19 protein-coding genes and 5 pseudogenes are annotated in these 26,613 nt (G+C 59.7%); 11 read left to right on the top strand and 13 right to left on the bottom strand.

Features of this window, described 5'->3' with window-relative positions:
* The first annotated feature begins 30 nt into the window (after positions 1 to 30).
* Complete coding sequence (locus G5S42_RS39765) at positions 31 to 924, top strand: GntR family transcriptional regulator (RefSeq protein ID WP_176112207.1); 894 nt, start codon at positions 31 to 33, stop codon at positions 922 to 924.
* Positions 925 to 1,135: 211 nt separating this feature from the next.
* On the opposite strand, the gene G5S42_RS39760 is transcribed toward G5S42_RS39765, so the two are convergent.
* From G5S42_RS39760 to G5S42_RS39750, 3 genes and pseudogenes are all read right to left on the bottom strand, one after another.
* The gene (locus G5S42_RS39760; protein ID WP_176112206.1) at positions 1,136 to 2,044 is read right to left on the bottom strand and encodes a LysR family transcriptional regulator; all 909 of its coding nucleotides are present in this window, start codon (positions 2,042 to 2,044) and stop codon (positions 1,136 to 1,138) included.
* Between the two features lie 11 nt (positions 2,045 to 2,055).
* A pseudogene (locus tag G5S42_RS39755) lies at positions 2,056 to 3,315 on the bottom strand (MFS transporter).
* 40 nt (positions 3,316 to 3,355) lie between these two features.
* A complete protein-coding gene (locus G5S42_RS39750) occupies positions 3,356 to 4,705 on the bottom strand; it encodes a tetratricopeptide repeat protein (protein ID WP_176112205.1) in 1,350 nt (449 codons plus the stop codon).
* Positions 4,706 to 4,862: 157 nt separating this feature from the next.
* Between G5S42_RS39750 and G5S42_RS39745 the strand changes: the two genes are divergently transcribed.
* The gene (locus tag G5S42_RS39745) at positions 4,863 to 5,102 is read left to right on the top strand and encodes a cupin domain-containing protein (protein ID WP_246392484.1); all 240 of its coding nucleotides are present in this window, start codon (positions 4,863 to 4,865) and stop codon (positions 5,100 to 5,102) included.
* Between the two features lie 34 nt (positions 5,103 to 5,136).
* On the opposite strand, the gene G5S42_RS39740 is transcribed toward G5S42_RS39745, so the two are convergent.
* Entirely contained in the window at positions 5,137 to 5,847 is a 711-nt protein-coding gene (locus tag G5S42_RS39740) for an IS6 family transposase (protein WP_376777309.1), read from the bottom strand.
* Positions 5,848 to 6,407: 560 nt separating this feature from the next.
* Between G5S42_RS39740 and G5S42_RS39735 the strand changes: the two genes are divergently transcribed.
* On the top strand, positions 6,408 to 7,142 hold the full coding sequence (locus G5S42_RS39735) for an IS6 family transposase (RefSeq protein ID WP_176112203.1): 735 nt from the start codon (positions 6,408 to 6,410) through the stop codon (positions 7,140 to 7,142).
* Between the two features lie 57 nt (positions 7,143 to 7,199).
* On the opposite strand, the pseudogene G5S42_RS46075 reads toward G5S42_RS39735, so the two are convergent.
* The 6 genes and pseudogenes from G5S42_RS46075 to G5S42_RS39705 form a co-directional block, all read right to left on the bottom strand.
* Positions 7,200 to 7,421, bottom strand: a pseudogene (locus G5S42_RS46075) (IS110 family RNA-guided transposase); the annotation flags it as partial.
* 246 nt (positions 7,422 to 7,667) lie between these two features.
* Positions 7,668 to 7,850, bottom strand: coding sequence for a DUF3892 domain-containing protein (locus G5S42_RS44735; RefSeq protein ID WP_246392581.1), 183 nt, complete (start codon positions 7,848 to 7,850; stop codon positions 7,668 to 7,670).
* A 580-nt stretch (positions 7,851 to 8,430) separates the two neighbouring features.
* A pseudogene (locus G5S42_RS39720) lies at positions 8,431 to 8,547 on the bottom strand (transposase); the annotation flags it as partial.
* 3 nt (positions 8,548 to 8,550) lie between these two features.
* A pseudogene (locus tag G5S42_RS39715) lies at positions 8,551 to 8,692 on the bottom strand (IS5/IS1182 family transposase); the annotation flags it as partial.
* 131 nt (positions 8,693 to 8,823) lie between these two features.
* The gene (locus G5S42_RS39710; protein ID WP_176112202.1) at positions 8,824 to 9,084 is read right to left on the bottom strand and encodes a hypothetical protein; all 261 of its coding nucleotides are present in this window, start codon (positions 9,082 to 9,084) and stop codon (positions 8,824 to 8,826) included.
* A gap of 70 nt (positions 9,085 to 9,154) precedes the next feature.
* The gene (locus G5S42_RS39705; RefSeq protein WP_176112201.1) at positions 9,155 to 9,412 is read right to left on the bottom strand and encodes a DUF8583 domain-containing protein; all 258 of its coding nucleotides are present in this window, start codon (positions 9,410 to 9,412) and stop codon (positions 9,155 to 9,157) included.
* 377 nt (positions 9,413 to 9,789) lie between these two features.
* Between G5S42_RS39705 and G5S42_RS39700 the strand changes: the two genes are divergently transcribed.
* The 6 genes from G5S42_RS39700 to G5S42_RS39675 all read left to right on the top strand — a co-directional run bounded on the left by G5S42_RS39700 (position 9,790) and on the right by G5S42_RS39675 (position 15,617).
* Positions 9,790 to 10,722: an IS5 family transposase gene (locus G5S42_RS39700; RefSeq protein WP_217710326.1), complete on the top strand. Its 933-nt coding sequence runs from the start codon at positions 9,790 to 9,792 to the stop codon at positions 10,720 to 10,722.
* A 56-nt stretch (positions 10,723 to 10,778) separates the two neighbouring features.
* Positions 10,779 to 11,774: an iron-containing redox enzyme family protein gene (locus tag G5S42_RS39695; RefSeq protein WP_246392482.1), complete on the top strand. Its 996-nt coding sequence runs from the start codon at positions 10,779 to 10,781 to the stop codon at positions 11,772 to 11,774.
* 8 nt (positions 11,775 to 11,782) lie between these two features.
* Positions 11,783 to 12,289 carry a hypothetical protein gene (locus tag G5S42_RS39690; RefSeq protein ID WP_176112200.1) on the top strand — a complete coding sequence of 169 codons (507 nt, stop codon included), beginning with the start codon at positions 11,783 to 11,785 and terminating at the stop codon, positions 12,287 to 12,289.
* A gap of 106 nt (positions 12,290 to 12,395) precedes the next feature.
* Entirely contained in the window at positions 12,396 to 13,595 is a 1,200-nt protein-coding gene (locus G5S42_RS39685; protein WP_176112496.1) for an IS110 family RNA-guided transposase, read from the top strand.
* Positions 13,596 to 13,863: 268 nt separating this feature from the next.
* Positions 13,864 to 14,649: an SDR family oxidoreductase gene (locus tag G5S42_RS39680; RefSeq protein ID WP_176112199.1), complete on the top strand. Its 786-nt coding sequence runs from the start codon at positions 13,864 to 13,866 to the stop codon at positions 14,647 to 14,649.
* Complete coding sequence (locus G5S42_RS39675) at positions 14,649 to 15,617, top strand: SMP-30/gluconolactonase/LRE family protein (protein ID WP_176112198.1); 969 nt, start codon at positions 14,649 to 14,651, stop codon at positions 15,615 to 15,617. Before G5S42_RS39680 ends, G5S42_RS39675 begins: the two co-directional genes overlap by 1 nt.
* Before the next feature lie 614 nt (positions 15,618 to 16,231).
* Here G5S42_RS39675 and G5S42_RS39670 read toward each other — a convergent pair.
* The gene (locus tag G5S42_RS39670) at positions 16,232 to 17,383 is read right to left on the bottom strand and encodes a PDDEXK nuclease domain-containing protein (RefSeq protein WP_176112495.1); all 1,152 of its coding nucleotides are present in this window, start codon (positions 17,381 to 17,383) and stop codon (positions 16,232 to 16,234) included.
* 4,072 nt (positions 17,384 to 21,455) lie between these two features.
* On the opposite strand from G5S42_RS39670, the pseudogene istA reads away from it, so the two are divergent.
* Positions 21,456 to 22,959 (top strand): annotated as a pseudogene (gene istA / locus G5S42_RS39665) (IS21 family transposase).
* A complete protein-coding gene (gene istB / locus G5S42_RS39660; RefSeq protein WP_176112197.1) occupies positions 22,956 to 23,801 on the top strand; it encodes an IS21-like element helper ATPase IstB in 846 nt (281 codons plus the stop codon). Before istA ends, istB begins: the two are co-directional and overlap by 4 nt.
* 309 nt (positions 23,802 to 24,110) lie before the next feature.
* Here istB and G5S42_RS39655 read toward each other — a convergent pair whose 3' ends face one another.
* Both G5S42_RS39655 and G5S42_RS39650 read right to left on the bottom strand, forming a co-directional pair.
* Positions 24,111 to 25,130, bottom strand: coding sequence for a ParB/RepB/Spo0J family partition protein (locus G5S42_RS39655; RefSeq protein ID WP_176112196.1), 1,020 nt, complete (start codon positions 25,128 to 25,130; stop codon positions 24,111 to 24,113).
* Positions 25,127 to 26,353 carry a ParA family protein gene (locus G5S42_RS39650; protein WP_176112195.1) on the bottom strand — a complete coding sequence of 409 codons (1,227 nt, stop codon included), beginning with the start codon at positions 26,351 to 26,353 and terminating at the stop codon, positions 25,127 to 25,129. The genes G5S42_RS39655 and G5S42_RS39650 overlap by 4 nt, the downstream gene beginning before the upstream one ends.
* Positions 26,354 to 26,613 lie beyond the last annotated feature (260 nt).

Raw genomic sequence — 26,613 nt, 5'->3', positions numbered from 1 at the left:
CGCGATAAGAAGGCAGAAGGCACGACTCACATGATCGACCGATCCATTGCGACCCAGATTGTTGAACTGATCAAGACGGAAGGACTCGACGCCGGCGCGCATCTGCCCGCGCAGATGCTCGCCGACCGTCTGCGCGTGTCGCGCTCGCCCGTCAACGAGGCGCTGGCCTTGCTGCATGAGAAGGGCATCCTGACGCGCGAGAAGAATCGCGGGTTTTTCGTCGCCAAGCCTGTCGTTGAACCGCTCGCGGATGTCGTGAACGAACTGGGCCTCACCGAAACGGATATCGTGACGAACGTGTATTTCCAGATCGCGGACGACCGTCTGAAAGGCCAGTTACCCGACGAGTTCTCGGAACAGCTGATCCGTACGCGCTATGGCTTGACGAGCGCGCAATTGACGGCCGTGATGGCACGCGTCGCGCAGGAAGGCTGGGCCGAGCGCAAGCCCGGTTACGGCTGGCAGTTTTCGCCCATGCTGACCACACCCGACAGTCTGCTGAAGTCGTACCGGCTGCGCCTGGCGCTGGAACCGGCGGCGCTGCTCGAGCCTGGATACCGGCTCGAACGCAAGGTGCTGGAGCGCTGCCGCGATGTCGAGAAGCATCTGCTGGCAGGTGGCATCGAAACGGATACGGCGGATCAGTTGCACGATCGCGGCGTGCGCTTTCACGAGTCGCTGGTCGAGGCATCGGGCAACAGCTTCTTTATCGACACGATCAAACGGGTCAATCGCGTGCGCCGTCTGCTGTCGTATCGTTCGATGCAGCATCGAGAACGTTATGTCGAGCACGCCAAGCAGCATCTGCATCTGCTGGAACTGCTCGAACACGAGCGCAACGAAGAAGCGTCGGAAGCGATGCGTGAACATTTGCTGCATACGCTCGACGCGCTCTCGCGCATCAGCGAGATTCTTGAACCGTAGGCCACGCTTCAAACGCCGTGGTACTTTTCGGTCTGCTGGCGCTCGGACGGCGCCCCCCTTCCTGCTTGAGCACTCCATCGACGCCAGATCGTGATGGGCCATGTGAAAAAGGCAAATAGGCCGAACGCGCACCGAGACAACACCGCCGGAGCGACAGAGCGGTCAATCCAATGATGAAGATGGTAATGAGCAGCGTGGCCAGTTGACGCCCTTACGCGACGTGACGACTACTTGTCACGCCGAGCTCACGCGCAAGATCGAGAAACCCCGCAATGTAAGCAATTTCCTCTTCTCCGTTCCGCACGCCTACGTTGATACATTTACTGATACCCTGTTCGCCCAGACGGATGGCGCGTAGCGGCAACCCTTCGCCCTCTTCTGCCACCAGCCAGTCCGGTAACACCGCCACGCCGCGTCCGGCTGCGACGAGTTGCAGCATCAGTTCGGTCTGCTCCGCCGTCCGGTGATATTTCAGCGTGCAATACGCGGGCACGAGAAACCGCGTGAAGATATCCAGACGCTCCTGGCTGACGGGAACGGTGATGAGTTCCTCGTTCATCAGATCCTGCGGCAGCGCAAACTCGCGCGCGGCGAGCGGATGCTCGTCCTGCACGACGAGCATCAGTTCGTAGTCAATAACAGGTGCGAACACGATGTCAGGCACGTCGATGGGGTCCGGCGTGATCAGCATGTCGATCTCGTAGCCGAGCAGCGCAGCGACGCCGTCGAAGCGGAAAGCGGTACGCACGTCGAAATCGACGTCAGGCCACGCGGCCAGATAATGAGGCGTCAGGCGCGTCAACCACTTCTGGCATGGATGACACTCCATTCCCACACGCAACGCTCCACGGCGACCTTCAGCGAAATTGGTCAGCGATCGCTCGGTGTGTTCCATCTGCGGGATCACGCGTTCCGCGAGTCCCAGCAAATATTCGCCCGCATGTGTGAAACGCAATCCGCGGCCGTTCTTCGTCCACAACTTGACGCAGTGTCGCTCTTCGAACTTCCGGACCATATGTGACAGCGCGGACTGCGTCACATTCAAACGTTCGGCGGCGGCCGTCACTCTGCCGAGACGGTCGACTTCCATAACGATCGACAGATACTGTAGATCTAGCATAACTTGCTCCTTCAGCCGCGGGGCATCCCGAAGGTTCTCACCGATGCACGGGTGTGTCGCGACATGGCAGCGAACGCGGCCAGTCCGAGCACGGGGCCGGGAAACGGCAGCCAGGTCGCGTCCAGGCCGACGCGTTCGAAGAGCGACGTCGTGATCGCGATCGACACCACCGTCACGGCGAATCCGATCGAGTTCTGGATGGCAAGTGCGCTCCCTACGAGATCAGGCGGACACGCCCTCGCGGCCAGCGCGGAGAACTGGGGCGAATCGGCGACGACGGTTGCACCCCATATCGCCATGAGCAAGGCCAGCCAATCAGGCGAGAGGAAGCGCCAACCGAGCGCAAAGGTCAGACAGCAAAAGCCCGATATCGCGAGTGCGCCTGTTGCCACCTTCGCGCTTCCAATGTGTCGCGACAGCACACCGCCCGCCAGTGAGCCGACGGCCCCCATGCCGATAATCGCGAACGACATCGCCGGCACGCCGATTGCGGGAAAACGTGTTACGAGAGACGAATGGGAAACCAGCAGCGGCACGGCAATCCAGAAGGTGTACAACTCCCACATGTGACCGAAATAGCCGAACGTTGCCGCCCGGAATGACGGGATGCGGAACGCGTCGATCACAGAGGATTGAGTTCCCGCTGGCGCAACCCCGCCGGATGCGCGCGCACCCTGACCGCAGAATGCGGCCCTTCTCCCAATGTCCCAATAACGATCGCACCGCCCACAGCCAGCAGAGATGACGCAGAGATGATGAGCTGCCACTGAATGCCCGTGCCCATAACGCGCATCGCATGTGGTAGCGCCGTACCCAGCACGAGCATCGCAACGAGTTGCGCCAATGCCTGACCCGTGCGCTTCGGCGCCCAGCCGACGATGAGCTTCATCCCCATCGGATAAATCCCGGCAAGACAGACGCCCACGCCGAACCGGTACACGCCGCCGCTCACGAGCCCCGCCGGGAGCCACGCAAAACCAAGATTTGAGGATCGCACCAGCAAGCGCGCTGCACACGAAGATGCTGCTTGCGCGGAAGCGGTCGGCCGCGCTGCTCAACGAGATGATGAGCGTGCCGAGAATGAATCCAAGCTGGACTGCATTTGTCAGCCAGCCGATATCGGCTGCGCTCGCGTGCCACAGCTTCATCAGGTCGGCGGCGGTGCTGTTCGCGCTGAACCACAACGCCGTGCCGAACAGCTGCGCGAGCGAGATTGCCGCGACGGGGCCGATGCTATCGACCAGCAGTCGGCGCAGTCCCGGCGCTTTCATCGTGTTGCCCGAGTCCATTCTCTTCCCCGAGGCGCCACCATCAGCCATTCGACAAACCGCTCGCCGTTTCCACAGCCACCAGTTCATTCAGCCATCGGGTATCGCGAGGCGATGGGCGGCGGTGCAACCGCCTGTCGAGCAGCGCGTGGGCTTTCTTCAGTTCCCCGCTTCGCATCAGGGCAACGAGCAGTGTGTCTTCAACGATCTCGCGCTGTGCGCCGCTTCCACCTATGCGCACGACATCCCGCGCAACCGGTTCTAGAATCCGCGCGGCCAGCGCGTACTGCCCGTCTGCAAACGCAAGCGACGCCCGGCAAATTTTCGGGACTACCGAACCAGCAGGCAATCGGCCTTCATCGACCAGCTTGTTGAGCGCGTTGATCCGCTGCTCGACCGCTTGCGTATCGCCTGTCGCAGCGCCGACGAGCGCCTTGTGGAAATCCGCGAATGGGAAGCCCGCATCCCTGAAATAGCCGGACGCGTAGTGTGCCGCGTCATTCCACATTCCTTCGGAAACGTTGTGGCCATATGCCTGCATGCGCCACAGAAACGACGACGTATCGCTGACGATATTGATGGGTGTGCCCTGCGACACCGACGGTGTGACGTGCTCGTTGTAGATCGCGATGGCGCGGCGAGTGTCTCCGCGCTCCAGTGCGATGAGCGCGCCGTGCCACGCAATGTGACCATGCAACACGCCATCCTTCGGATACTCTGGCAGCCAGCCGGCAATCACGTCCTGAGCTTCGTCGTTCGCACCCGACTCGTACAGAACGTGAGCGACCGCGTGCACGGCATTCACGTTATGACGACGCAATTCGAGTGCGCGCTGCGTGAGCGTGCGGCCGAGCTTGACATCGCCGTTCTCGCCGTGGGCCCAGCCGCGATACGTGAGGAACCACCAGTCGTCGGCATCGAAATGGCGAGCGTGCCGCTCACACAGGTCGACTCGCGCCTGGTCGTGATCCGCCATGCCGGAGAACGCGTACAAGCCGAATGCGCCGAGTGGCATCGAGAGAATCACAACGTCGCGCGGCCATCTATCGGTATGCGCCAATGCGCCGGCAAGCGTTTTCGGCGCCTGCCCTTCGATCGCGAGCGCTAGCACCTCGACGTGACTGCGCTCACGCTCGGTGCCGCGACGCGCAACGAGAGCCTGCGCTGTTGCGATTTTCTCGCGTGCTTGCGCCGGTTGTGCGCTGATCGCGTGCAGCCGGGCGCGCGCTGCATGCGCCAGTGCAAAGCCCGGGTCCGCTGCGATCGCGTTATCCAACGCCTCGCCGGCACCGGGCCACAGCGACAACAGCAGGTCGATACCCGTTCGATATCGCTCCGCTGCAAGGTCGGAGTCGGTGGAAAGTGGCAGATCGTATCGGTCGTGGCGAGCCATAAGGCGCAATACTCCAAAGTTGGGCGTGGTGCGCAGCGCATTCTTCATCGCGCAGGAACCCAATGCGGGGGAACCTTCATTAAAACAATTTTTGGGATGACAGTCTTTCGACGAGCGGTCAAAATATGTCGAATAACTGCCAACCGGATGACATGTGATGTGGGAAACGATTGAAGCGCCCGCTGACGCGGCGCCGCCGGACCCGTTGTCGGTGCGCGCGCAATTCATTCCCGCCCAGCGCTTTTTCCCGGAGCATTCGCACCAATGGCATCAGATGGTGTATGCGATCTCGGGCGCGTTGACCGTGATATCGGAAGGCGGGTCGATCGTCATTTCGCCGGAGCAGGCAGTGTGGCTGCCGACGGGTCTTCGTCACGGCTCCGGTGCAAATAGGTAGCGTGGTCGAATTAATCTTTATAGATTTGGATACCTTATCGATTGAACAGGACGGCGTTCCAAACCGCGGGCGCGGTGGTATCGCTGAGCCTGAGCGCGCAGAGGTCGAACTGCGCCTTGCGAATGCGATGCATCAACTCGATGCCTGAAATCGTGATCGCGGCACTTCTGAACCGTTTGAATCCAAGCATCACGTTCGTTCTTGACTTGATGTGACGATGGTCCTGTTCGATCAGATTATTGAGATACTTCGAAGAGCGCACCTTCGTGTCCTCGGGAAGCAGGCCGTCAATTTTCATCTCACGCGCGGCCCGGTGCGACGCAGCATACCCATCGAGGGTGACCGTCTCGGGTGGCCGGCCTTGATGTTTGACCGCCTTGCCGAAAAAGGCTTTTGCCGCGGCCACATCGCGCTTGGACCTGAGCATGAAGTCTACCGTCTGGCCGTCCCGATCCACCGCCCGATATAGATAAACCCATTTGCCCCGGATCTTCAGGTTCGTCTCGTCAACCCTCCACGACCGGCCCGCAGACGTGGCAAAATGGTTCCAGCGCTTGACGAACTCGGGCGTATAGTGGCGCACCCAACGCAGAATCGTCGTGTGAGCCAGCGACAACCCTCGCTCAGCCATCATCTCGACGAGATCGCGCAGGCTGAGTTTGTAGCGCAGATACCAGCGCACACAAAGAATGATCACCTCACGGTCAAAATGACGGCCGGCGAATAGCCCGTCTAGACTGTTCAGCTTGTTCATCGCGGCTCCTCAAATCGGTCAGGGCGACACTCTAGCCGATCCTTGAGCGCTATTTGCACCACAACCGTGCAAAGCGGGTTTGGCCCACCACGGTCCGACCGTTCTGTCATCGAATTGAAGTCTGCTCAGGCAACCCGTGGAAAGTGAACGTTGGCGTGATGTTAAAGGCTGTATCTGTCAATCCGTCCCGCTGGATCATGTTATTTAGATACTTGTTCTGGTGGATCCTCACCGGGGCTTCACGCGCGGCGTTGATGGCGTCAATCTGAGGTTCTGGCTCGTATTTCTTCCAGCGTATCCTCAAGAAGCTGCTGCGCTTCCTCGGCTGACTCCACGCCAAGGCGTTGTCACGTTAAGGTATACGAGACGCAAGAGCGCACAGGAGGTAGATTTGCTCAGAAATTGGACAGATCCTGGGTGAGCCCAGTGAAGCGATGCCACCCGGCAAAGCGTGCGGCGAGCTGTTTGCGATAGAGTGAGGCACGCAGTAAATGTCGCGTGAGCGCGAAGGGCACTGTCACGTTGGCGAGGTGGTCACGTAAGATGTCACGATGAAGAAAAGAAAATCGCTTTATCACGGCCACCGGTTCCCGGCGGCAATCATTAGTCTCGCGGTTCGATGGTATTTCCGGTTCCAACTTAGCCTGCGTGATATTGAAGAACTGCTGTTCGAGCGCGGTGTCGTTGTCAGTTACGAGACGATCCGCCGCTGGTGCGACAAATTCGGCGCGGGCTTCGCACATCGCGTCAAAGCTGCTCGCCGCAAGCCTGGGCGCACATGGCATCTGGACGAAGTCTTCGTTACGTTGCGCGGTGAGCCTTATCTGCTCTGGCGGGCAGTCGACCAGCACGGCGCCGAACTCGACATCCTGCTGCAGAAACATCGCGATAAGGCCGCAGCAAAGCGCTTCTTCAACCGCGTGCTGGCCGCCTGTGCCGACGCGCCACGAAGGATTGTCACCGATCAATTGCGCAGCTATCCGGCCGCGAAGGCCGAAATTCCCGAACTGGCAAACATCAAACACGTCTTCGTCAAAGCCAGTGCCCGGGTGAACAACCGTGCCGAAAACAGCCATCAGTCTACGCGTGAGCGCGAACGCCGGATGCGTGGTTTCCGCGATCCTGGTCGCACACAAGCATTCTTATCGAGCTTCGGACCGATTCGCCAGCACTTCGCGCTCACGCGACATTTACTGCGTGCCTCACTCTATCGCAAACAGCTCGCCGCACGCTTTGCCGGGTGGCATCGCTTCACTGGGCTCACCCAGGATCTGTCCAATTTCTGAGCAAATCTACCTCCTGTGCGCTCTTGCGTCTCGTATACCTTAACGTGACAACGCCCTGTAGACGGATGCGTCGGCGCCGAGATGGCAACGCGCCCTGGCGTTGGCGATAGCGGTGAGAACCGCCGTGGTATCACCCGCGGCGACCGTACAGCGGCTGGGCGCGCGCTGGCCATCCCCAAGTGAGAGCTTCCAGCTCTTCTCGCCCAGTCCAAAAGCCATGTACAGGCGGCCACCTGCCGTCGTATTCTGCCCACGGAGGGCTGCGTCGGGCGCATCCATTTGCGTGCTCCTTCGGAGAAAACGAGTGTGCAAGCTCCGTTTTACTCCAGTCGGGCTTACTTCCGCGGCCCTCCCACATAGCATCTAGACGGCGCGGCGCTGACCGATACGGGAAACTCCCGTAATTAGAAACAAGGAGAGGCATTTATTGGGCACTCGGGCAGGCTGAGAAGATCGTCCGCAGTGGTCAACTCGCGCCCGGTCCTGAGGAATTTGTGGCCTTGCGGGGTTTGCCAGACGAGCACATCAGCATGTCTGGCCATCTCCGGCGACATAGAAATTCCACTTACCCGTCTCAATCCCCTTAATCGCGTCTTTCTCGCTGATCTTCCACCGACTCCCGTCGGCATTCTTTCCGCCGATATGCGAAATGGCCTCGTGCCTACTCTCCTTATTTGTCTTGCTGATGCAGAAAACCTCAATACGCATTGCCATAAAACCCCCAATCTTTATGATGGAGTTTGATATTGTATGGTCAATGATATTGAGGAACTGCAGGTGCAACCGAGGTTTACTTGATATGCGTTAGCGTGCATCAAACATAGTCGCATCAACGAAAAGAAAAATGATTTTCAATGCTTTCTGCAAAATCAGATTTTAAATACGGAATAGTCAGCACGATGCTGACGAGACTGGTACACCCGGGAACTGTTGCACCGTGCGGCATCGAAACTCGGTCGCGATCAGCTGTCGATGACTTGCCCGCCCGTGACCTCGCCGACCGTTCTGTCCGTTGCACCCTTCCAGATTTCACGCATATTCGTGTGCGGCGAAAAAGCTTCGCTGAGCGCGGCGTGGAGGTGGCGGGCGAACGCCAGTCGCGGAAGCCGTTTAAATCATCCTACATTACCTGAGCAGTGCACAGACAACCATCTACGGGAGTTGGTTATGGCTCCGGGGTAAGAAAGACGCGTCACTGGCAAGCAGCTGTCGAACAAGGGAACAAGGAGAGCACGCCGGCACAGAAATCCGTTGCCGGTTCGGATCTGAGTCAGGTCAAAAAAAACGTTCATCGAGGATTATCGGGGAACGCGGCGCGGATTTTGAGGAAGAAGTACTCCTCGTCACGGTACCCGTAAGCCCGGCGCTTGATGACCTTGATCGTGTTGTTGATCCCTTCAACGACACGCATCAATGCCGTTTCGATCGCCAGATCCGAATAGCGCGGCTTGCCACTGGGCGAGCGCCTCGGGTGTGATTCACAACGTCAGGCTCCCACGGCTGCGCAGGCCCGCTTCATACTCCGGCCAGTTCGTCACACGAGGCGCCATCTTCGGGATGTGGTGCCGACGAGCGGCGTTGTGCTTATGCGCATGCGTCTATTCAGAGAGAACGGGAACGTCATCTTATTACCCCGATCTTTCATCGACCTATCTATGCACCAACGCCCATTTGATCGCTTTCACTTGCCAGTTTCGCCATGACTCTCGCCGGGCAGCTCGGCGCCGTGCGCACGGATCGCGGCAATCAGCTCGGCCGGCGTGATCTCATAGCGCACCTCGCGCTGAGTCCCGGGTTTGCGCTGGTCGACGTCGATCAGGACCAGGCTTTTGCCGTCGGGCGCAGCTTCGAGTCGCACCGTGCGCCGCACGCTCGCGGTCAGCGCGTCGCTGTCAGTCAGCAGATGGACGGCGCCGTGCGCCCCATTGTGGGGGGGTGTCATCGGACCAGGCTCCTGAAAAGACTCACCGGCGATACCTGCAAAAGCTCACCGTCCGAATCGGACGGCGCGTTCAGTCGAGGTCGAACAATGCCCGGTCTGCCGGCCGTGTGAGAGCCTCATCCATCATTTGCCGAAAGTCGGCTTCGTCCATTTCTCCGCGCTCAACTCGCCGCAAGACGGCCTCACCCACGAGCGCGAGCTTTCGTGCCTGGTCGGCTTTGCTCTCCTTGTATGCCTTGCGGCGCGCCTTGTCGGAAGCTTTTCGTGCCTCTTTCAGGGTGTTCAGCTTTTGCGCCGTCGCGGCTACACGGTCTTTCAGCAATGTCATCAGTTGCTCCTTACACGTCCAACCATTCTAATCGCACACCCGTTTTGACACGCGCTATTGACACCGCAGCCCTTGATCTGCCGCAAGGAGCACCTTCATTACGTCCTTCTTGTCACACGCACCCTGTATCGTGCAGCAATAGGACATTCCGTGAGGAATAGGTAGCCATGCCGAAAATCGATGCAGGATCCCGTCCGGCGGCACTAGATGTCGCATTAGTTCCCACGGCCGCTGGCGATGGGCTTTGTCCGGATGGGGGTATTGCAAAGATGCTGGGGGGTGTAATAGCGCAACATCATGAAGCCAGCTTGAATAATGCCATATAAAGCCAGACTAAAGACGGTGAACGGCGCAAGCGCAAGAAGCCGGGGTACCGGGTGACGAACGCGCGGGCGTATAACCAGAGCCTGAGAAAGCGCGGCATGATCAGCCTGTATGTGCCGGGCGGCGATCTGAAGGCGCAGCTTATCAACGCAAAGATCCGTACGCCGGGCGTGTCGGGGCGTGAGCCGACCTACACCACGGCGTACATCGAGCTGATCTTTACCTTCTACCGGCTGTTGGGTTGGGGGATGCGGCAGATCACCGGCTATATGGAGGACTACTGGGAGACTCGCGGGCTGGACATCCCGGTGCCCAGCGCCAGTCAGCTGGGCGAACGGTTCGCTTCACTGGAGGTGAGCGTCACGCAGCGTTGCGAACAGTTGGCCCGGCGTCTCGCGCGCGGCGGGACGATCAGTCTCATGGTCGACAGCACGGGATTGAGCTTTGGGCGGGCGAGCCAGTGGTACGAGGAAAAGTACGCTCAGAAGGCCGCGCGCACGCCGTGGCGCAAGATGCATCAGTCGATCGACGCTGACATGAACGTACACGCGATCCGCATCACCACTACAGAAGTATTGGACAGCGAAGGAATGGACGCCGTGTTGCCCGCTGATGTGCCGATGGATCGGGTGATTGCCGATGGCGCGTACTACAGCATCGAGCGTACCGAAGCGCTTTCAGGCGCGGGCGTGACGCCCGTCATCCCACCGCCAGCTCACGCGGTCGTACACGGCGAGGAGAGAACCCGCCGGCATGACCAGATCGTCAGATACATCGAGGACAAAGGCATCTATGCATTTCACAAGAAATACGGCTACGGTGTGCGCTCGCTGGCCGAGGCACAGATCTCGCGCATCAAGCGCTGCATCGGCGAGCGCCTGCTGACGCAGGAGCTTGCGTCGCAGGAAGGCGAAGGCGTAATCATCGCCAACCTGCTGAACCGGTGGAACGCCTTCGGCAAACCGGTTTGCGTCAAAAATGCATAGTCGCGTCCATGGCACGGGAACTCGTACCCATCCGGACAAAGCCTGAGGCGACCACCATGGACAGCTCGCTAGCAGCTCCCGCGATGCCGAAATTCCGCGGCATAGTCACCTCGCAGCTCACGGATAGCGACGCCGTGCTGAGCGCCGGCGGCCGGCAATGCGCGTTCCGCTTCGCGCCAGACGAGGCGACCGACGTCGCGCGCCTGATCGGCGACCTGCACGTGGGCGGCCTGACGCCCGAGGAACTGGCCACGCGCTCGCCCCGCATCGCCGACAAGATTCCACCGCTGCTCGCCGATTTCAACGTACTGCGCCTGCTGATCGAATCCGATCCGCGCCGCGCCGCGGTGGCGACGAACGGCGCGCAGCTCTACCGCGACATCCGCCGGATCGCAGACCGCACCGCCGCGCGCAGCGCGCGCTCGGCATTCCTGCGCGCGCCGGTCGAACAGCGCGCGACGCGCCGTCAGTTGATCGGCTATGCGCTCGAGTATTACTGGATCGTGCGCGCGGCGCCGGGGCTGATCGGCCCCGCGCTCGGCTGGGCCGCCAGTCCCGCTGAGCGCACGCTGCTGCAGGACTTCCTGAAATCGGAGCTCGGCCACGACCGGTTTCTCGAGGCGTCGCTGAAGGCCGTGGGGCTCGGCGATGCCGAGATCGAGCAGCACCAGCCGCTGCCCGCGACTTTCTCGCTCGCGGCCGCGCTCGGCGTGCACGCGCGCCAGCATCCGCTGTCGTTCAAGGCGAGCCTGTTTCTGTTCGAGCACGCGCAACCTGCATTCATCGACGCGTTCGACGCGCGCTGCGTCGCCCTCGGCATGCCGGAAGCGTTCTACCGGCCGCTTCGCGCACACGCGGACCTGAACGACACCTACCGGCACGAGGACATCTCGCGGCAGTTGATGGCGCTCGACACCGCGATCGACCCCGAAGCCTGCACGGTCACGAAACGCAACGTCTCGCTGATGGTCGAGACGCTGGTGCGCCAGGAACACACCATCCTCGCCTACTACGCAGACGACAGCGCGCCGCTGCCGCGCATCTTCCACTGAGGGTCGCCATGGATCTCTGGACATTTCAGCGTTATCAGTCGCCGCGCCTCGTCATCGACGCGATTCACCACGAGCCCGGCTCGGCGCTCGTCAGCATGCGCGCGGGCGCGCACGAATACCGGCTGGCGTTCGACGCCAGCGACGCCGCGGACCAGATCGCCGCGGAGCTCCACAGCCTGACCGACACGGCGTCGCCGCTGTGGTGGACGCTGCGCGAAAGCGAACCCGACTCCGGCTGGCACGCGCTCGGCACGTTTCTCGACACGCATTCGCTGATTGGCGAGGCCGACGACACGGCCGCCGATGCGCTCGCCGCGCCGCGCGGCGCGACGCGATCGCGCGCGACGCTGCGATGCTGCGGCTGCACCTCTACCGGTCCGCCTCCGCGCGCACGCTGTTCGACGCGCACGACGATCCGTTCGACGCGCAGGTCGAACCCAACTTCCATCTCGCGTTGCTGCGCATCGAGTTCGAATACTTCCGCCGCGCGGCACCGCTCACGCTGGCAGCCGTAGACTTGATGCTCGACGCGTTTTCCGGCGCGCCCCGCGCAAGCGCCGCGCACGATGCGCGGTTCGACACGGCCGGCCTGTACGATGAGCACGACCTGATGTCGCATCTGTGGCTCGTCGCGTCGAGCCTCGTCGCCGCGAGCGGCGACGAGGCGCAGCGGCTGCCGTGCTCGGACCTGCCGGCCGTGTCGCTGTCGAGCGGGCTCGAGTTCATGCGCCAGACCGAACTGATCACGCGCGAAACGCTGAACCGCTGGGGAGAGAATCCATACGTGAGCGCGGTCGACGCGCTGAACGGCGGCTATTCGCCGCTCGTCGCCGGCCCGTTCATCGAGCAGTACCACGTGACGCGTCGCTTCGTCGAGATCATCGCGCCGCTGCTGAGCATGCGGCTCAGCATCCCTCTGCGCACGATGATGTTCCGCTACTACGGCGAGGAATACGGCCACGAGGCGCTCGAAAGCACGACCTGCGAGGCGCTCGGCGTCGCGCCCCGCATACTCGCGAACATCGTGCCGCTGCCGCTGCACTTCGCGTTCGTCGACGCGCTCACGCTGCTCGCCGATGTCGATCCGGTGTCATCATTCGCCGCGATCATGGTCGTCGAGGGCATCTTCGGCGAGCCGCCGAAGATGTCGCTGCGCCTGATGGCCGCGGTCAAGGACAACGAGGCGTTCCACAGCGTGTCCGGCGACCACGAGGAACTGAACGAATCCTGCTCTATGAATTCGGGGCAGCCGTACATCGTGGGTCGCACAACCTGGATGATGCGGCACGCGCATTGACCGACCTGGCCGACACCTTGCCCGCGATGGTCATCGATACGCTTCGCGAGCAACTGCAACGTATCCGAGCACTCACCGGTGAAATTCGCTCGATCGAGCGCCGGCTATCGACCTGGAAACGGGCAAACGAAGCGGCCACACGACTCGCAGCCATTCCCGGCGTGGGGTTGCTCACCGCCACGGCGGCCATCGCCACCATCGGCGATGCCAATACGTTTCGCTCGGGGCGAGAGTTCGCCGCATTCATCGGGCTCGTGCCACGACAAAGCGGAACAGGAGGCCGCGTAAAGCTGCTGGGCATCAGCAAACGCGGCGACGTGTACTTACGCACCTTGCTGATTCACGGAGCGCGCTCAGTACTCGCGCATCGCAAGCACCTGAGCGACTCGTTGCAACGATTGATCATGCGACGACCATTCAATGTCGCCGTCGTCGCGTTAGCTAACAAGATGGCACGCACGATATGGGCTCTTCTGGCTCGCGAGCGAACGTATCAACCCGGCTACGTGGCGCATGCCACGTAAAACATCAACTTACTAGGAGAGTGGTCGCTGATAGGTTGCGCAGGTAGATACACGTGTGATGGCAAAACAGGTCGGACCGCGGGGAAACAAACCTGAATGGCTGCTAGTCCTTCGAGGACTTCAAGGAGCTGAGGCCTTCCCCGGCTGATTCCATCAGGGCCAGCGGACTCGCGTCCGCGTCATAGGCCGGATATAAGCCTGCAGCCTCATCCTGTCCGTCGCACGCAACTATCACCTGGCAAACCGGGAGGCGCCCATATAAGCAGTCATGGATCTGGGATTGTCGGGAAAAGCGGCACTCGTAACGGGTGCCAGCAAAGGGATTGGCGCTGCAGTTGCCATCGCGCTCGCACGCGAGGGCGCAGATGTGCTCGCCGTTGCACGAAGCAGCGCAAATTTGGAGGCGCCGGGCCCTGCGAATTCGGCAGTACGTGCCGGCAGAATTTTTAGCTTCCAGGCAGATTTGACTGAAGCAGCCGCGTTTGATGCCGTGCATGGCGAGATGCTGCGCTTGTTCGGGCGAATTGATATTTTGTCCAATAACGCCGGAAGCACGAAGCCGGGGGACTTTCTTGCTCTGAGCGATGAAGCGTGGGAGCAGGGATTTGCGCTTAAGTTCCACAGTGCCCGGCGCCTCGCGCGGACTTGCGGGCCGACTTTACGCGCGGCGAAGGGCTGCATCGTCAACACCATAGGCATCATGTCGCGCACCGCCGTTATCGACTATGCGATGGGCGGCGCAGTCAATACCTCTCTCTACCATCTTACGAAAGCGTTGGCAGATCTTGGCGTGCGCGAAGGTGTCCGCGTCAATGCAGTCAACCCTGGCCGAATTGCTACCGACCGCCGTGAGCAGTCCCTCGCAAAGATCATCGATGCGCGAGGAATCAGTCGCGCAGACGCCGAGAAGGAGTTGCTCGATAGTTGTGGAATTGCGCGCTTCGGCACAACAGAAGAAGTGGCCTCGGCAGTATGTTTCCTCGCATCAGAGCGCGCGGGTTTCATCAATGGAGCAATCCTCGATGTTGACGGCGGCCAAACAAGGGGCCTGTGATGTCAATCGCCATCGAAGCGCATGCCCTGCAGCGGATCGGTGCCGACCTTGTGCGTCCCGAGTCCGTTGTACTCGGCCGAGATCGCCGTCTCTTCTGCTCCAACGGAACCGGTGGCATTTCATGTATCGGGCCGGACGGCACGGTATCAAAGTGGGGGCATCAAGACGGCCTGGTACCCAACGGTATTGCCGCGTTGCAAAATGACGAATTTCTAATTGCAAATGTCGGCGTTGAAGGTGGTGTCTGGCACCTGGACTCGGAGAGGCAGGTTCGCCGCCTTGCGATACAAGTCGACGGGCGTCCACTGCGAGAAGTCAATTTCGTCTATGTCGATGACCTAGGCCGGGTGTGGCTCTCGATCAGTAGTTCAGGCGCGCCGGATCCAGTATTTCGTCTTTGCGCCAACGAAGGATTTATCGTTCTGGGTGACAGGACAGGCTTCCGGATTGTCGCTCGCGGACTGGGTTGGTCGAATGAGATTAGAGTTTCGCCGTCGGGCGAACACCTGTTCGTGAACGAAACGTTCGGCCGCCGACTTCTGCGGTTCGACGTAGCAGCAGACGGATCGCTGTCCCATCGCCAGGTACTGGCGACTTTCGGAATTGGTGACTATCCCGACGGAATGGCACTCGATGCGGACGGTGGCGTTTGGGTTGTCAGCATCATCTCCAACCGTCTGTACCGTGTCGCTGCGGGGCGCAGCGAACTAATGTTCGAGGATTGTGACCCGGGAACAGTGAATGGACTCGAGGAAGTCCTGAAAGGTCGAGGTCTGAAGCGATCCGACTTGCACGGGCTCCGAACCGGAAAATATGTGAGCAACATTTCCAGCATCGCATTTGACGGAGAGGACGGCCACATTGCATACCTTGGTTCTCTCGGGGACACATGCCTGTGGCGTTTCGAATCGCCAGTCAAAGGTAGTCCCTTGCACCCTGCCAGAGAGCTGCGGATTTCCCTGCCATAAGACGGCGCGGCACGAGATCTCGCGGGAATGTCTGAAAGAAAAGCTACCCAGCCGCGCGTTTCAGCGACAAAATGTGGCTGATCGGCCAATAAGGCATAACGGGGCCAAATGGCCACCTTGTGCTTAACGGCACACAAAAGCCCAAACCTCCTCCAAAATTGGCTGGTGGGGGCCGGGTGGGGTTCGAACCGGCAAATAGAGAAATAGCGGTGCGGCGGCATCGTGGCCTCTGCCCGCGTTTTCGCGAAGTCACTTCATCCAGCTCGGTTCTTACATGTCTGCTGGCACGGCTCTTCGGCAAATTAACCCAGCATTTGAAACCGTCTTTTTGCGCAGGCCCCAAAAGCTCCCGACGAGCTAGTTTCCGGTAAGAACGCATCGCTTCAGATAGGTATTCTTCCCTTAACAGTGCGGATTGACATCAACCATACTGCGTCGAGTTTTAGGAAGGCGTGTTTGGAACTTCGGCAACACTGTCATCGCGATCTCTGATCCTGCGAACGACCGCAAAGCATGTTCGGCCACCAGGCCTAAGCCGTTACCTGAGCGACGGCAATAGCCGGCTGTGTGATGAGGCCGGCTCCGATGGTCCCCATGATTGATTGCAAAGTACGTTAGTCTTGCGAGCGACCACTGTCCGATAGAATGGGATGCTGCGCCTCCCATTCGCGACGGGTCTTTGCCAGTTCGTCAGCAAGTAATTGTTCGTCTGGAAGCACGGTGTGATACTCCGCGGCAAGCACCTTGTTTGGCAGGCCGTCAAGCGCATAGCGCGCGATTGCCGCGTTAGTTCTCGCGCAAAGGATCAGACCAACCGGCGGATTTTCATCGGGTAAAGTCCAGTGTTCCTTGGCGTAATTGCAGTACATATGCATCTGGCCGACGTCAGCATGATTCAGCTCGGTCAGCTTGAGATCGATGATCACCAGACATCGCAGCCTTCGGTGAAAGAAGAGCAGATCCACGCGAAACCAGCTGTCGCCGATACGTAACCTCCGCTGCCGCCCGACGAATGTGAAGTCGCCGCCCAGCTCAAGCAGGAAGTCCTCAAGCCGATGAATTAGCGCCTCTTCAAGGTCGCTTTCGGAGTACTCGTCCTTCAGGTCCAGGAACTCTAGTACATAGGGATCCTTAATTGCTTGTTCGGGCGTCACGGTGTCGTTGGGTTTAGCAACGGCACCCTTTTCGAGCATCGCACGCTTGTCTTTGGACAGCAATGTCCGGGTGTAGAACTGAGTGCCCATCTGGCGTTCGAGCTGTCGCACGCTCCAGCCGCCTCGTAATGCTTCCGTTTCGTAGAACGCCCGCTCTTCGGGTGAACGTGTCCGTCGCATCAGCCGCACATAATGCGTCCAGGATAACGGGAAGCGCTCAGCCAACTGTTGAAGCGAGAAAATCCGAACCGGTGATTCGGATGTTGCCTTGGCCGCCTGCGTCCTGGATTTCCGAATCGCTGATTCGGAAATCTGACCCGGCGGATAGCTCTGGTAGAACAGGCGCATCAATTCCAGATTGTCTGCACCGAAACCCCGACCGAACTGCCTCGTCAGATCTGCGGACAGTCGATTCAGGAGCGCCTGCCCGTAAGCCGCACGCCCCTGCCCGCCCTGCTCAGATTCAACGATCCGACGCCCGACCAGCCAATATGTCGCCGTCATCAGCGCATTGATACTCCGCGCCGCGGTCCGGCGCCCCTCCTCCAACAGCTCGACCACGTCAGCGAGCGTGTCGCTGTAGGCGCCTTCGGGCAGTATTACGTCATTCATTGTTTCGGCTTTCACTAGTCTCATCGAAAGGAGGATACCCGACTGGAACTCCTGAAGCAGCCCCGCGTTCACCTTCGCAAGACCAACCCATTTTGACATGCTGTCGCCGACCGGCGGCTTGCGCGACAGAGCCATGCACTCGGACAGCATCGACCGGGTGCGCGCTTCCCTAGGCTCCTAGGCCATTCTCTCCGCGGCGAGGAGAGAATTCCCCCTGCTGGCTGTCTGCGGAGGGACGAAGTAGCTCTCGTGGCGCCCGCAACTTCGAGGCAGAGGGGGAAAATGACGGTTAGTTGCATTGTTTATCTCATGCCTTGACGATTGCGCTCGCACCGCACGTCGCGAAGCCACCGCACTCCGGCGTCCACACGGTGTTGAAATGGATTGATGGTCGGATGTAGTGCCGGGAGACAGGCAGCGACTTTTGGGGGCGCCGACGCGAAGTGAATCATTGAATTTGTTCTATGCCGCAGCCCTTGACGAGCGACGCGACTTCAGCCGTCGTTGGCGCGCCGTTCCAATTCCGCCCGCGAGCGTTCAAGCTCCCGCGCGATCGTGGCTTCATCCGGCAAGACCGTTTGGTACTCCGCCGCTAGAACCTTGTTCGGGAAGGTTGTCGAGCGCGTAGTGATTCGGCGGGGCCTTTCTCGGCACAGAGGATCACGGGGTCCGCCCGTGACGCTGCGTCGCCTTCGGTCAGTCAAAAAGGTCTGGGCCGGAGCGATCCTCGCTTAACTGCGGAAGCTTTCCGGCACGGACTCGCTCAAGCAGGTGTGGAGGCAACCAAGTTTCCTCCAGCGCGCCGATACCCTCTTCGATGAGTCGTTGGAGGAAAAAAGACTGCTTGCGTCCGCTAGTCTCGGCGAGTAATCGAAGTCTTCGCTCAACGGCAGGGTCTATTCGAACCGCGACAACCTTTGAAGTTTCGAAGCTCTTTGTTCGTGGCAAAGCGGCCCCCTTCCATTCAAAGGGTCTGCATTGTAACCCCGAGGTGCTGTCCGTGCCGGCCCACAACCCTAGCCAAGCCAATCCACTAGAGTCGCGGTGATTCGCAGGGTGTACTCTATGTCCAAAATCTCGAGGACGAACGGGTCGCGTATCGCTTCCTCGATCGAGATAACCTCTAACAGGACCTCGGCTACTTTCCCACTAGAGCCGGCTTGTTGAGCGACACTGTCACCCGTTCGTACAGCTGGCTACTGATCTGGCGGTCGAACTGGCATGCCGACCAGCCTCCGCACAGACCTCCCTTTCATAGACTTCGCGGTCGATTTCCGTCTTCACGGAAAGCAGGTAAACGTAGGCTGGGTCTTGTCAGGGGCTTTCAACCGCGTCTGCAAGATCGTGGCCTTCACGTGCGGGCCATAAAGACGCAACTGCTCTATTACCGGGCTCTCAGAAGAGCCCAGTTTGCCTCTCGTCCTGTACCGGCGGCAAAGAGGCTCGGGCGCGCCGGGTCCCAACGCGACGCGTGAATCGGCGCACGTGAGCTACGAGCTCGGCGCGCGCATCGCCGGTCACCAACACGAGCGCATAGAGTTGCACGCCGTCCGGCCTACGTTCGGGGCGCGCCCGCAGGGAAGGGCGCAACGCAAACCGGCGCGCGCGGTCATACAACTGCGCCCGGCTCATTCCCGGCCAGCAGGCGGCGACGAACTGAGATACTGGCGCCGGGAGCGATTCGGGCGCGCAATTGACGGGCAGCGCGAGGGCCACGAGTTCGAGGCGATAGGCCATGCGAAGCGAAGAAGTCCGGACCACATAATCTTGAATTAAATGGCGTTGCGCGACAACGGTCTCGCGGCGCTTTTATATGGCAGTCTCAGTTCTGGAGAAGTCGCTCGTGACTAGGTCTAAGTCCAGGCATCGAGCCTAGATGCGACGTAGGACCGCCCCGTCTGTAACGGTCCATACGCAACGGCTGTTCACGAAGAGCAACGGGATCACGGAGACTGCGTTTAGCGCGTCCTTTCCAGTACCGCGGGATATGGCCGCAATCGGCTAACCTGCCCTAGCCGACGCGTGGCTGTCTGAGTCGTGTGATTACGAAATACGTATCGTCCACTACGTTTCTGATCAAAAGGCTGCGGAATGCCGCCCGCAGCACTCACTGAGCGTACTGCAACCATCGAGGCGCTCTTTGCGGCGTGAAACATTGCTAAAAGGGCAACAAAAATTGGGCGCAAGCCCGCGTTTTGCTTAGCTTTTTTTTCGCTCGATGATGCTAAAGCACTGTTTCACGGTTGATTGCTTGCGTGCCGATACGTCTCTCGTTTCTCTGCAATGGGCCGGCCACTCTATGCTCTCTACGGGTTGGAGTGAAGGTCGTATCTCTTCTGTTTGCGTGCAACCCCCAAGACACGAGGAGGATGTTTCCGCACACCGCTTTGTGCGTTCGGAACCGCGTTTATCCTGAATAGACGCCTTAGGTTCTGGATGCGACCTCCGGAAGGGTTCACGATCTTTTCGCGAGCCTCCTGCGTCGAGAACCTTCTACCTTCGCAGCTTTCAGAAGTTCGTTTCTTCGCTCAAAATCGGAAGCATTGCTTATGGAAGTCCGGACGTCATGACTGCTTCGCGAGTCCGCCTTAACCGGATGGCCATGCCGAGTTGCAAATTGCCGCGAGACGAAGACGGTCAACGATAGTGCGTGTCGTGAGCATGATTCGGGTGCTTGAGTCATGGACGGTGCATCTGACGAAGTCGCTCGACGCACGCGCAGAAAAGCGCTCCGAAATACTGGCTTTTCCCGAGATCGCGTGTGCGATGCAGGGCCGGCGCTAGTGCCGGCGCGAAACGGCCGCGGCCACGCGCGCACTAGGTCTATGGCTGGCGATTGCACTGACGTGGTACCGGCAACCAGTCGATGAAGGAAGTCGTCGACTGACTGGACCTTGAACTGCCCCCAGCCGATGTGTCATTTGTCAACTGGAGCGCCATCAAAAGGGCGCAGCAGCGCGTCGTCGCCGGGTCGGGCTGTTTTACGAATCGCGCAAAATCCGGCGCGGTACCTCTTCAAGTGTCTCGCTCTTCAGGATGGGTAACACCACGCGGCGAACCGCCAACACTGCCGCCAATTGCCGGCATTTCGGCGCCTGGGCCCCCCGCTCATGGCCGCATTGGCATCTATCCTCACGTGCGAGCGGTCACGCTCACCGCGCTGGCGACGCATCTGGGTGCGTGATGCGGAGTTCTGTCCGTACGATATCAACGAGATGATCTGGACGTGTGAGCTCATAGTCCGGGTGCCGGCCAATTTCATCACGGTATTCGATAAAGGGATCCTGCCTGCCCAGCTCCGGTGCAATCTGGTTTCGGGTCGCGAGAACCGGCGCTTCATCATTCCGGGCACAGCCAATACGTGTTGGGAGACGGTGAGTGGCGGACTTGGCGAGCAGATTGTGCGCGCTTGCGTGTTGCCGCGAACGCGCGCCAAATGCCCGGAGCTGCCCGAATTCCGGCATGCGTGCGCCCTGCTTGCCGTGGGGTGGGGGGTGGGGTCAGCAACGGATGTCGCAGACGTCGTTGCCAGATCGAAGGCATTTCAAGCTAGGAGATGTCGTCCCGTACTACGAGCGTCATTGGCAGATCGATACGTGCTGGGCATGGAGCTGACCTTCGGTTGTGTAGCAGGAGTTCTGGGGCACCCTCATGGCCCATAACCTGATCTACCTCGAGATGTCCGATGCGGCGAGGGACGTCGGGCATCCGCCCTCACGCCCTGAGCTCCGTTCGTGCGTTCTATGCCATCCAGTTAAGGAATGGCCGTAACGCGCTCATACGACAAACTGCCTGCGCTGCTCAAGCGCCCGATGAACGGCCACGCAGGGTGGTCTCCCCGACTTTTAGATTCGCCGATTCATTAGATGTGACGAGATCTTGGCGATTGGCAAGCAAAGGTTGATGGGATGGGTGGGCGCCGACAATTATCTTGTCCGGTCGATTGATGATTGTGTTGGCTGGTGGTGCGGAGTCGGAGGCGGCGTAGCCGCCGGAGACGACGCACCACCAGCGGCGCCGGGATGATGGGGTCATAGGATGGCTGATCGCGTTCAAGAAGAAGCGAACAGCCATGTCCGGAACCCGAATCACGGACCAGCAGGTCCGCCTCTATATGAGCAAGCAAGCGCAAACATCACACTCAGGAAGTCGCTGCTGCCAAGTCGGGCATGAGTTCGCGCACGGCACGGCGAATCGAACGCGATGGCCGGCTACCGTCGCAGAAGCCCCATCGCGATTGGCGCACTCGCCCCGATCCATTTGCCGAGGTCTGGGAGAGTGAAGTGCTGCCTCTGCTGCGCAGCGTCCCCGGGCGGAAGGCCATCACGCTGCTGGGCAAACTGCAGGAGACGCATCCGGGCGAGTTTCCTGACAGCATGCGCCGTACGCTGGAGTGACGCGTTAGCCAGTGGCGTGCCCTTGAGGGACCAGGCAAGGAAGTCTTCTTTCCCCAGGAGCATCTGCCTGGCGCACAGGGGCTGTCGGACTTCACCGATATGGGCGGCCTCGGCATCACGATCACCGGCGTGCTGTTCGCCCACCGGCTGTACCACTTTGTGCTCGCGTTCTCGCACTGGGAATACGCCTGTGTCGTCGATGGGGGCGAGAGCTTTGAAGCGCTCTCCCAAGGCTTGCAGAATGCATTGTGGCAGGCCGGCGGATGCCCACGGGAACACCGCACCGACAGTCTGTCGGCGGCGTTCAGGAATCTGCAGGAACAGGACGACTTCACGGTCCGCTATACCGCGCTGCTCGAGCATTACGGCATGGTCGGCACGCGCAACAACCGCGGCCGGGGCCACGAGAACGGCAGCGTGGAGTCATCGCATCGTCACCTGAAGGAGGCAATCGATCAGGCGTTGATGCTGCGCGGTCATCGCGACTTTGCCGAGCGTGCTGCCTATGACGGGTTCGTTCGCGAAGTCGTCATGCGCCGCAACCGGCGCAATGCTGCTGGATTCAACGTTGAGCGCGAGCATCTGCACGATCTGCCCGAGCGTCGCACGACCGACTTCGTCGAGGAAGAAGCGCGCGTTACCCGCTGTGGCACCTTTACCGTGCGCGGAATCCTCTACAGCGCACCATCGCGCCTGATCGGCCACCGCCTGCGGGTACGGCTCTATAACGACCGACTCGACTGCTATCTGTCCGGCGCACTGGTGCACAGCACCCAGCGAGGCTCGCGTGTGCCCTACGGCCGCGGTCGCGCCCTCGACTACCGACACTTCATCGATGCACTCAGACGTAAGCCGCAGGCCTTCAGGGGCCTGGCGTTTCGCGACGACCTGTTTCCTCGCGAAGCGTATCGCCGCACCTGGGAGCAGCTTGAGGCGAGACTGGCACAACGCGAAGCCTGCAAGCTCATGGTCGGGCTACTCGAGCTGGCCGCGTATCACGGCGTCGAGGCAATCCTTGCCGAACGGCTCGATGCGTTGCTCGCTGCCGGCAAGTTACCCGACCTGGAGCAGTTGCGTCACGAATTTGCACCGCGTCAGCCCCAGTGTCCTGAAGTGGTGGTTGCGACGCCATCGGCGGCACTCTACGACACGCTGCTCGATGACGAGGTGCCGGTATGAACACCGCTGCTACCTACGATGCCGCCCGTCTGGGGTTGATGCTCAATGAACTGCGGCTGCCGACCATCGGCCGGCTGTGGCCTGAATTTGCCCAGCGTTCCGACAAGGAAGGCTGGCAGGCCACGCGGCTACTTGGTGCACTGCTCGAACACGAACTCGCCGAGCGCGTGAAACGGCGCATTGAGCGGCACCGCATCGAATCGCATCTGGATCCGACCAAGACGCTCGATACCTTCAACTTCAGCATGGTGCCGATGGTCTCGAAGGCGCACGTCATGGCGCTGGCCAGCGGCGATTCGTGGCTGGAGAAAGGGGCCACGATCCTGTTGTTCGGGCCGCCCGGCGGCGGCAAGACACATCTGGGTTCGGCCATCGGCCACGCTCTGATCGACGCCGGTTACCGGGTGCTGTTCACGCGCACCAGCGAATTCGTGCAGAAGCTACAGGTTGCACGCCAGAGCCTGCAGTTGCCGTCGATGCTCGCGAAGCTCGACCATTTCGATCTGATCATCCTCGACGACCTCTCATACGTCCGTAAGGATCAGGCCGAAACCAGCGTGCTGTTCGAACTGATCGCCGAGAGATATGAGCGACGCAGCCTTCTGATCACAGCCAACCAGCCGTTCTCCGGCTGGAATGATGTCTTCCCCGACCCGGCCATGACAGTGGCCGCCATCGATCGCCTGGTCCATCACTCGACGATCTTCGAACTGAACGTCGAGAGCTATCGGCGTCGGAAACGCCACCGACAACAAGGCTGCACGGCGGCGTCAACTACCGGATCCCGAGCCACAAGGAGCGACAACTATGGCCTCTTGAACAGCGACAATTACCCCCACTGACCGGACAAGATAATTGTCGTTCGGCCGGACTTCATGCTTGACGCTCTACAGATGGGCTCGAATCGTTTTTATTGAAAGGTCATGGTTTATGGGCGCGTCGTCCCAGGCCGCGATGAAGCGTCCCGGTCCGAGCTGGACCTCCCGTGCCGCGAGAAACCATTTAAAGGCTCGGCTGCGAGGAATTTTGTCATTGCCACCGCAGGCCGGCGCGGCGGGAGAACCATAAAAAGCTAAGTACCTGATTTAAAAGGATATCCAACTTGGATGGTGGCGGCCGGATATTTCTAGCGACCGCCTAAGTAGCTGATTTTATTGAATATCCAAGTTGGATGACGCATCACCTTCTGATTCAAGTTCGCGACGGATGAAGTTCGCGATGCGATCGCCCCACTCTTCGGCCTTTGCCTCACTGTCCTTTCCTGAAAAGCGCAGCCCAATCACACCGCTTCGTACCGTTACGTCACAGAACTTCCTCTTCCCAAAGTTAATCGACTTGGCGCTCGGCCGCGGAGTCTTGGGACGTGCCGGTGTCGCGATCGTTAGCGCCCTCTCCTGCGTCATCTCGTCAGAATCTATCAGCGCCGCTATTGCACGAGTCACTCCTTCCTCATGCCCCTGTTGAGCCAATGCAGCGAGCTTAGCCGCAGCAGTGCCACCGAGTCGATGTGGCTTGAGCGCAATGATCTCCTTTGCCGGTGCGGGAAGATTGTCGAATGACAGAATCCGTGCAACATGGCTTTGTGCCAAACCAGAGGCCCGAATGATGTCTGCCTGCGTGAGCCCTAGGTTCTCCTGAATGCGCTGAAACTGCCGATATTTTTCGAAGTCCGGCAGTGACGGAGCAAGCAGATTCGAGAACGCTGCTCCGAGCTCAACTTCCATGTCGGTGCCCGTAAAGGGTACCCCACGAATTTTTGTGCGGTTTAGATCGTCTCGGTAAATCGCGACCCGATTGTTACCGGAAATGATTTCGTTACGCCCATCACCTAGGGGTCGATAGACAATCGGGTGGATAAGTGGGTTTGCTTCAAGGTTTGCCCGCAGTTCGCCGTATTCCTGTTGCGACAGAACTCGCCGACGCCCCGGCACCTCGACAAGGCTCGAAATCTCCACTTCCTCCGAATGTGTACTCGTAGAGGATTCTAGTTCCTCGATGCGCTTGATCGCGGCTTGGAGCTCCTTTTCCTTCTCAGCAAGCAAGGGCAGGGACGCCATCAACTGGCCGGGAGCAGTTTTGGGCCTGCCCGGCGTATCCTCATTGCCTTTTTGCGGACGCGGCGACGTTCCAATCGTTGCTGCCTTTGCGGCAAGACGGTCTTTGATGCTCATTCGGCCTCCTGATCTGCGAGCCAAAGTGCGACGAGCTGCTGGTCGACGATCTCTGCAAATCGATCGTATGCCTCTCGTGCGCGTTGATAGGTTTTCAAGCTTCCTTGGTAACGAGAGATGTCGTACACCGTGCCAAATTCCGCAGCAGCTGTTTGGGTAACGGCTGTCGTGGGAATTTCTATCGGGAGAACGAGACCTTCGTAGGTCTTATTGATCCAGTCGCGAACAATCGGAGTTGCAGCCTGGCTCTGGTCGACTTTGGCTAGTAGCACGTGAATGAAGTCGAAGCTCTTAACAAGTTCAGGCGCAACCTGTTGCATGCTCTCAGAAAGGTCTGAAAAGAGATTCCAGAATTGGGTCGACGACGCATAGTCGAGCGCGCTCGGTGGTGTCGGCACTATAAGTCCGTCCGCCGCCATGAAGGCATTGATCGTCAAATAGGAGAGGGCAGGGGGCGTATCGATAATGACAACGTCATAGTCGCTCAATAGCGGTTCGAGTCCCTTGTTCAGAACATTCCAGAACTGAAACGACTGGTCCTTCGACTGCTTAAATGGCAGAAAAAACTCTGCACCGAACAACGCCGCACTCGCAGGGACAAGGTCCACCCCGTCCCAATACGTCGACTGTACAGCGTACTGAAGATCCTCCTCATCTCCGTAAATCAACGGAAGAACAGTTTGCTCATCAGAGACCTCGCTGTCCGCAAGGATTCCATGAAGCGCAGAAAGTGACGCCTGCGGATCAAGGTCGACCAGAAGAACCCTGCGGCCGAACAATGAGAGACCCTGCGCTAGCGTCATCGCAGTAGTCGTTTTGCTGACTCCCCCCTTAAAATTGCCGATCGCGATCTTTTTTCCCTTCACGCCAGCAGGTCGCTTCGAATACGGCCCTATCCGATCGATCCATACCCGCGTCTCAGTAAGCGTAAATTCTCTGCTGCGACTATGACGGAGCGTACCTTGTGGCAGGTCAGCCTCGGTCCGAGACAAATAGTGCATTCGCTGACGGTCGATTCGGCACAAGTCGCCGACCTGCGCGGTTGTGAATACCGGGGGGTTTTTGCGCGGATGAGGGGCAAGCATGCTCTCGCGTACATCTACGAGCATTCCACTGGCGTTATCCGCAATGGCCTTGATCGCGCTAAGTGGCATAGGCTTAGGCGCGTGCTTCAGCTTTATGGACATTTGCGGCTTTTCAGCACGCCGGACTGCTGTATTCATCAACGGCTCCCTTATCGATGTAACGACCACCGTCACATGTTTGATTCAACACGTAGAGCGAAAAATGCCATCCGATGTTGAATTTCGCGGAAGCTTAGTTGTTAACCACGTGAAACGCAAGTAGTTCGTGCTTGTTAGCCAACTCTCGGATTCACAGCCAGTCGGGGCTTTCCGCAGTTATCGCAGAAATCACCTTAACTCGCGGGTACGCGTTTACGCGTCTTCACCGGTCGAAGCGAGCGGTCATTTCCCGCCTCCAT

It is taken from the genome of Paraburkholderia youngii, from assembly GCF_013366925.1.
In the GTDB taxonomy this organism is placed as follows: domain Bacteria; phylum Pseudomonadota; class Gammaproteobacteria; order Burkholderiales; family Burkholderiaceae; genus Paraburkholderia; species Paraburkholderia youngii.
The sequence above is the reverse complement of the archived record's forward strand: the minus strand, read 5'-3'. Positions and strand labels throughout refer to the sequence as shown.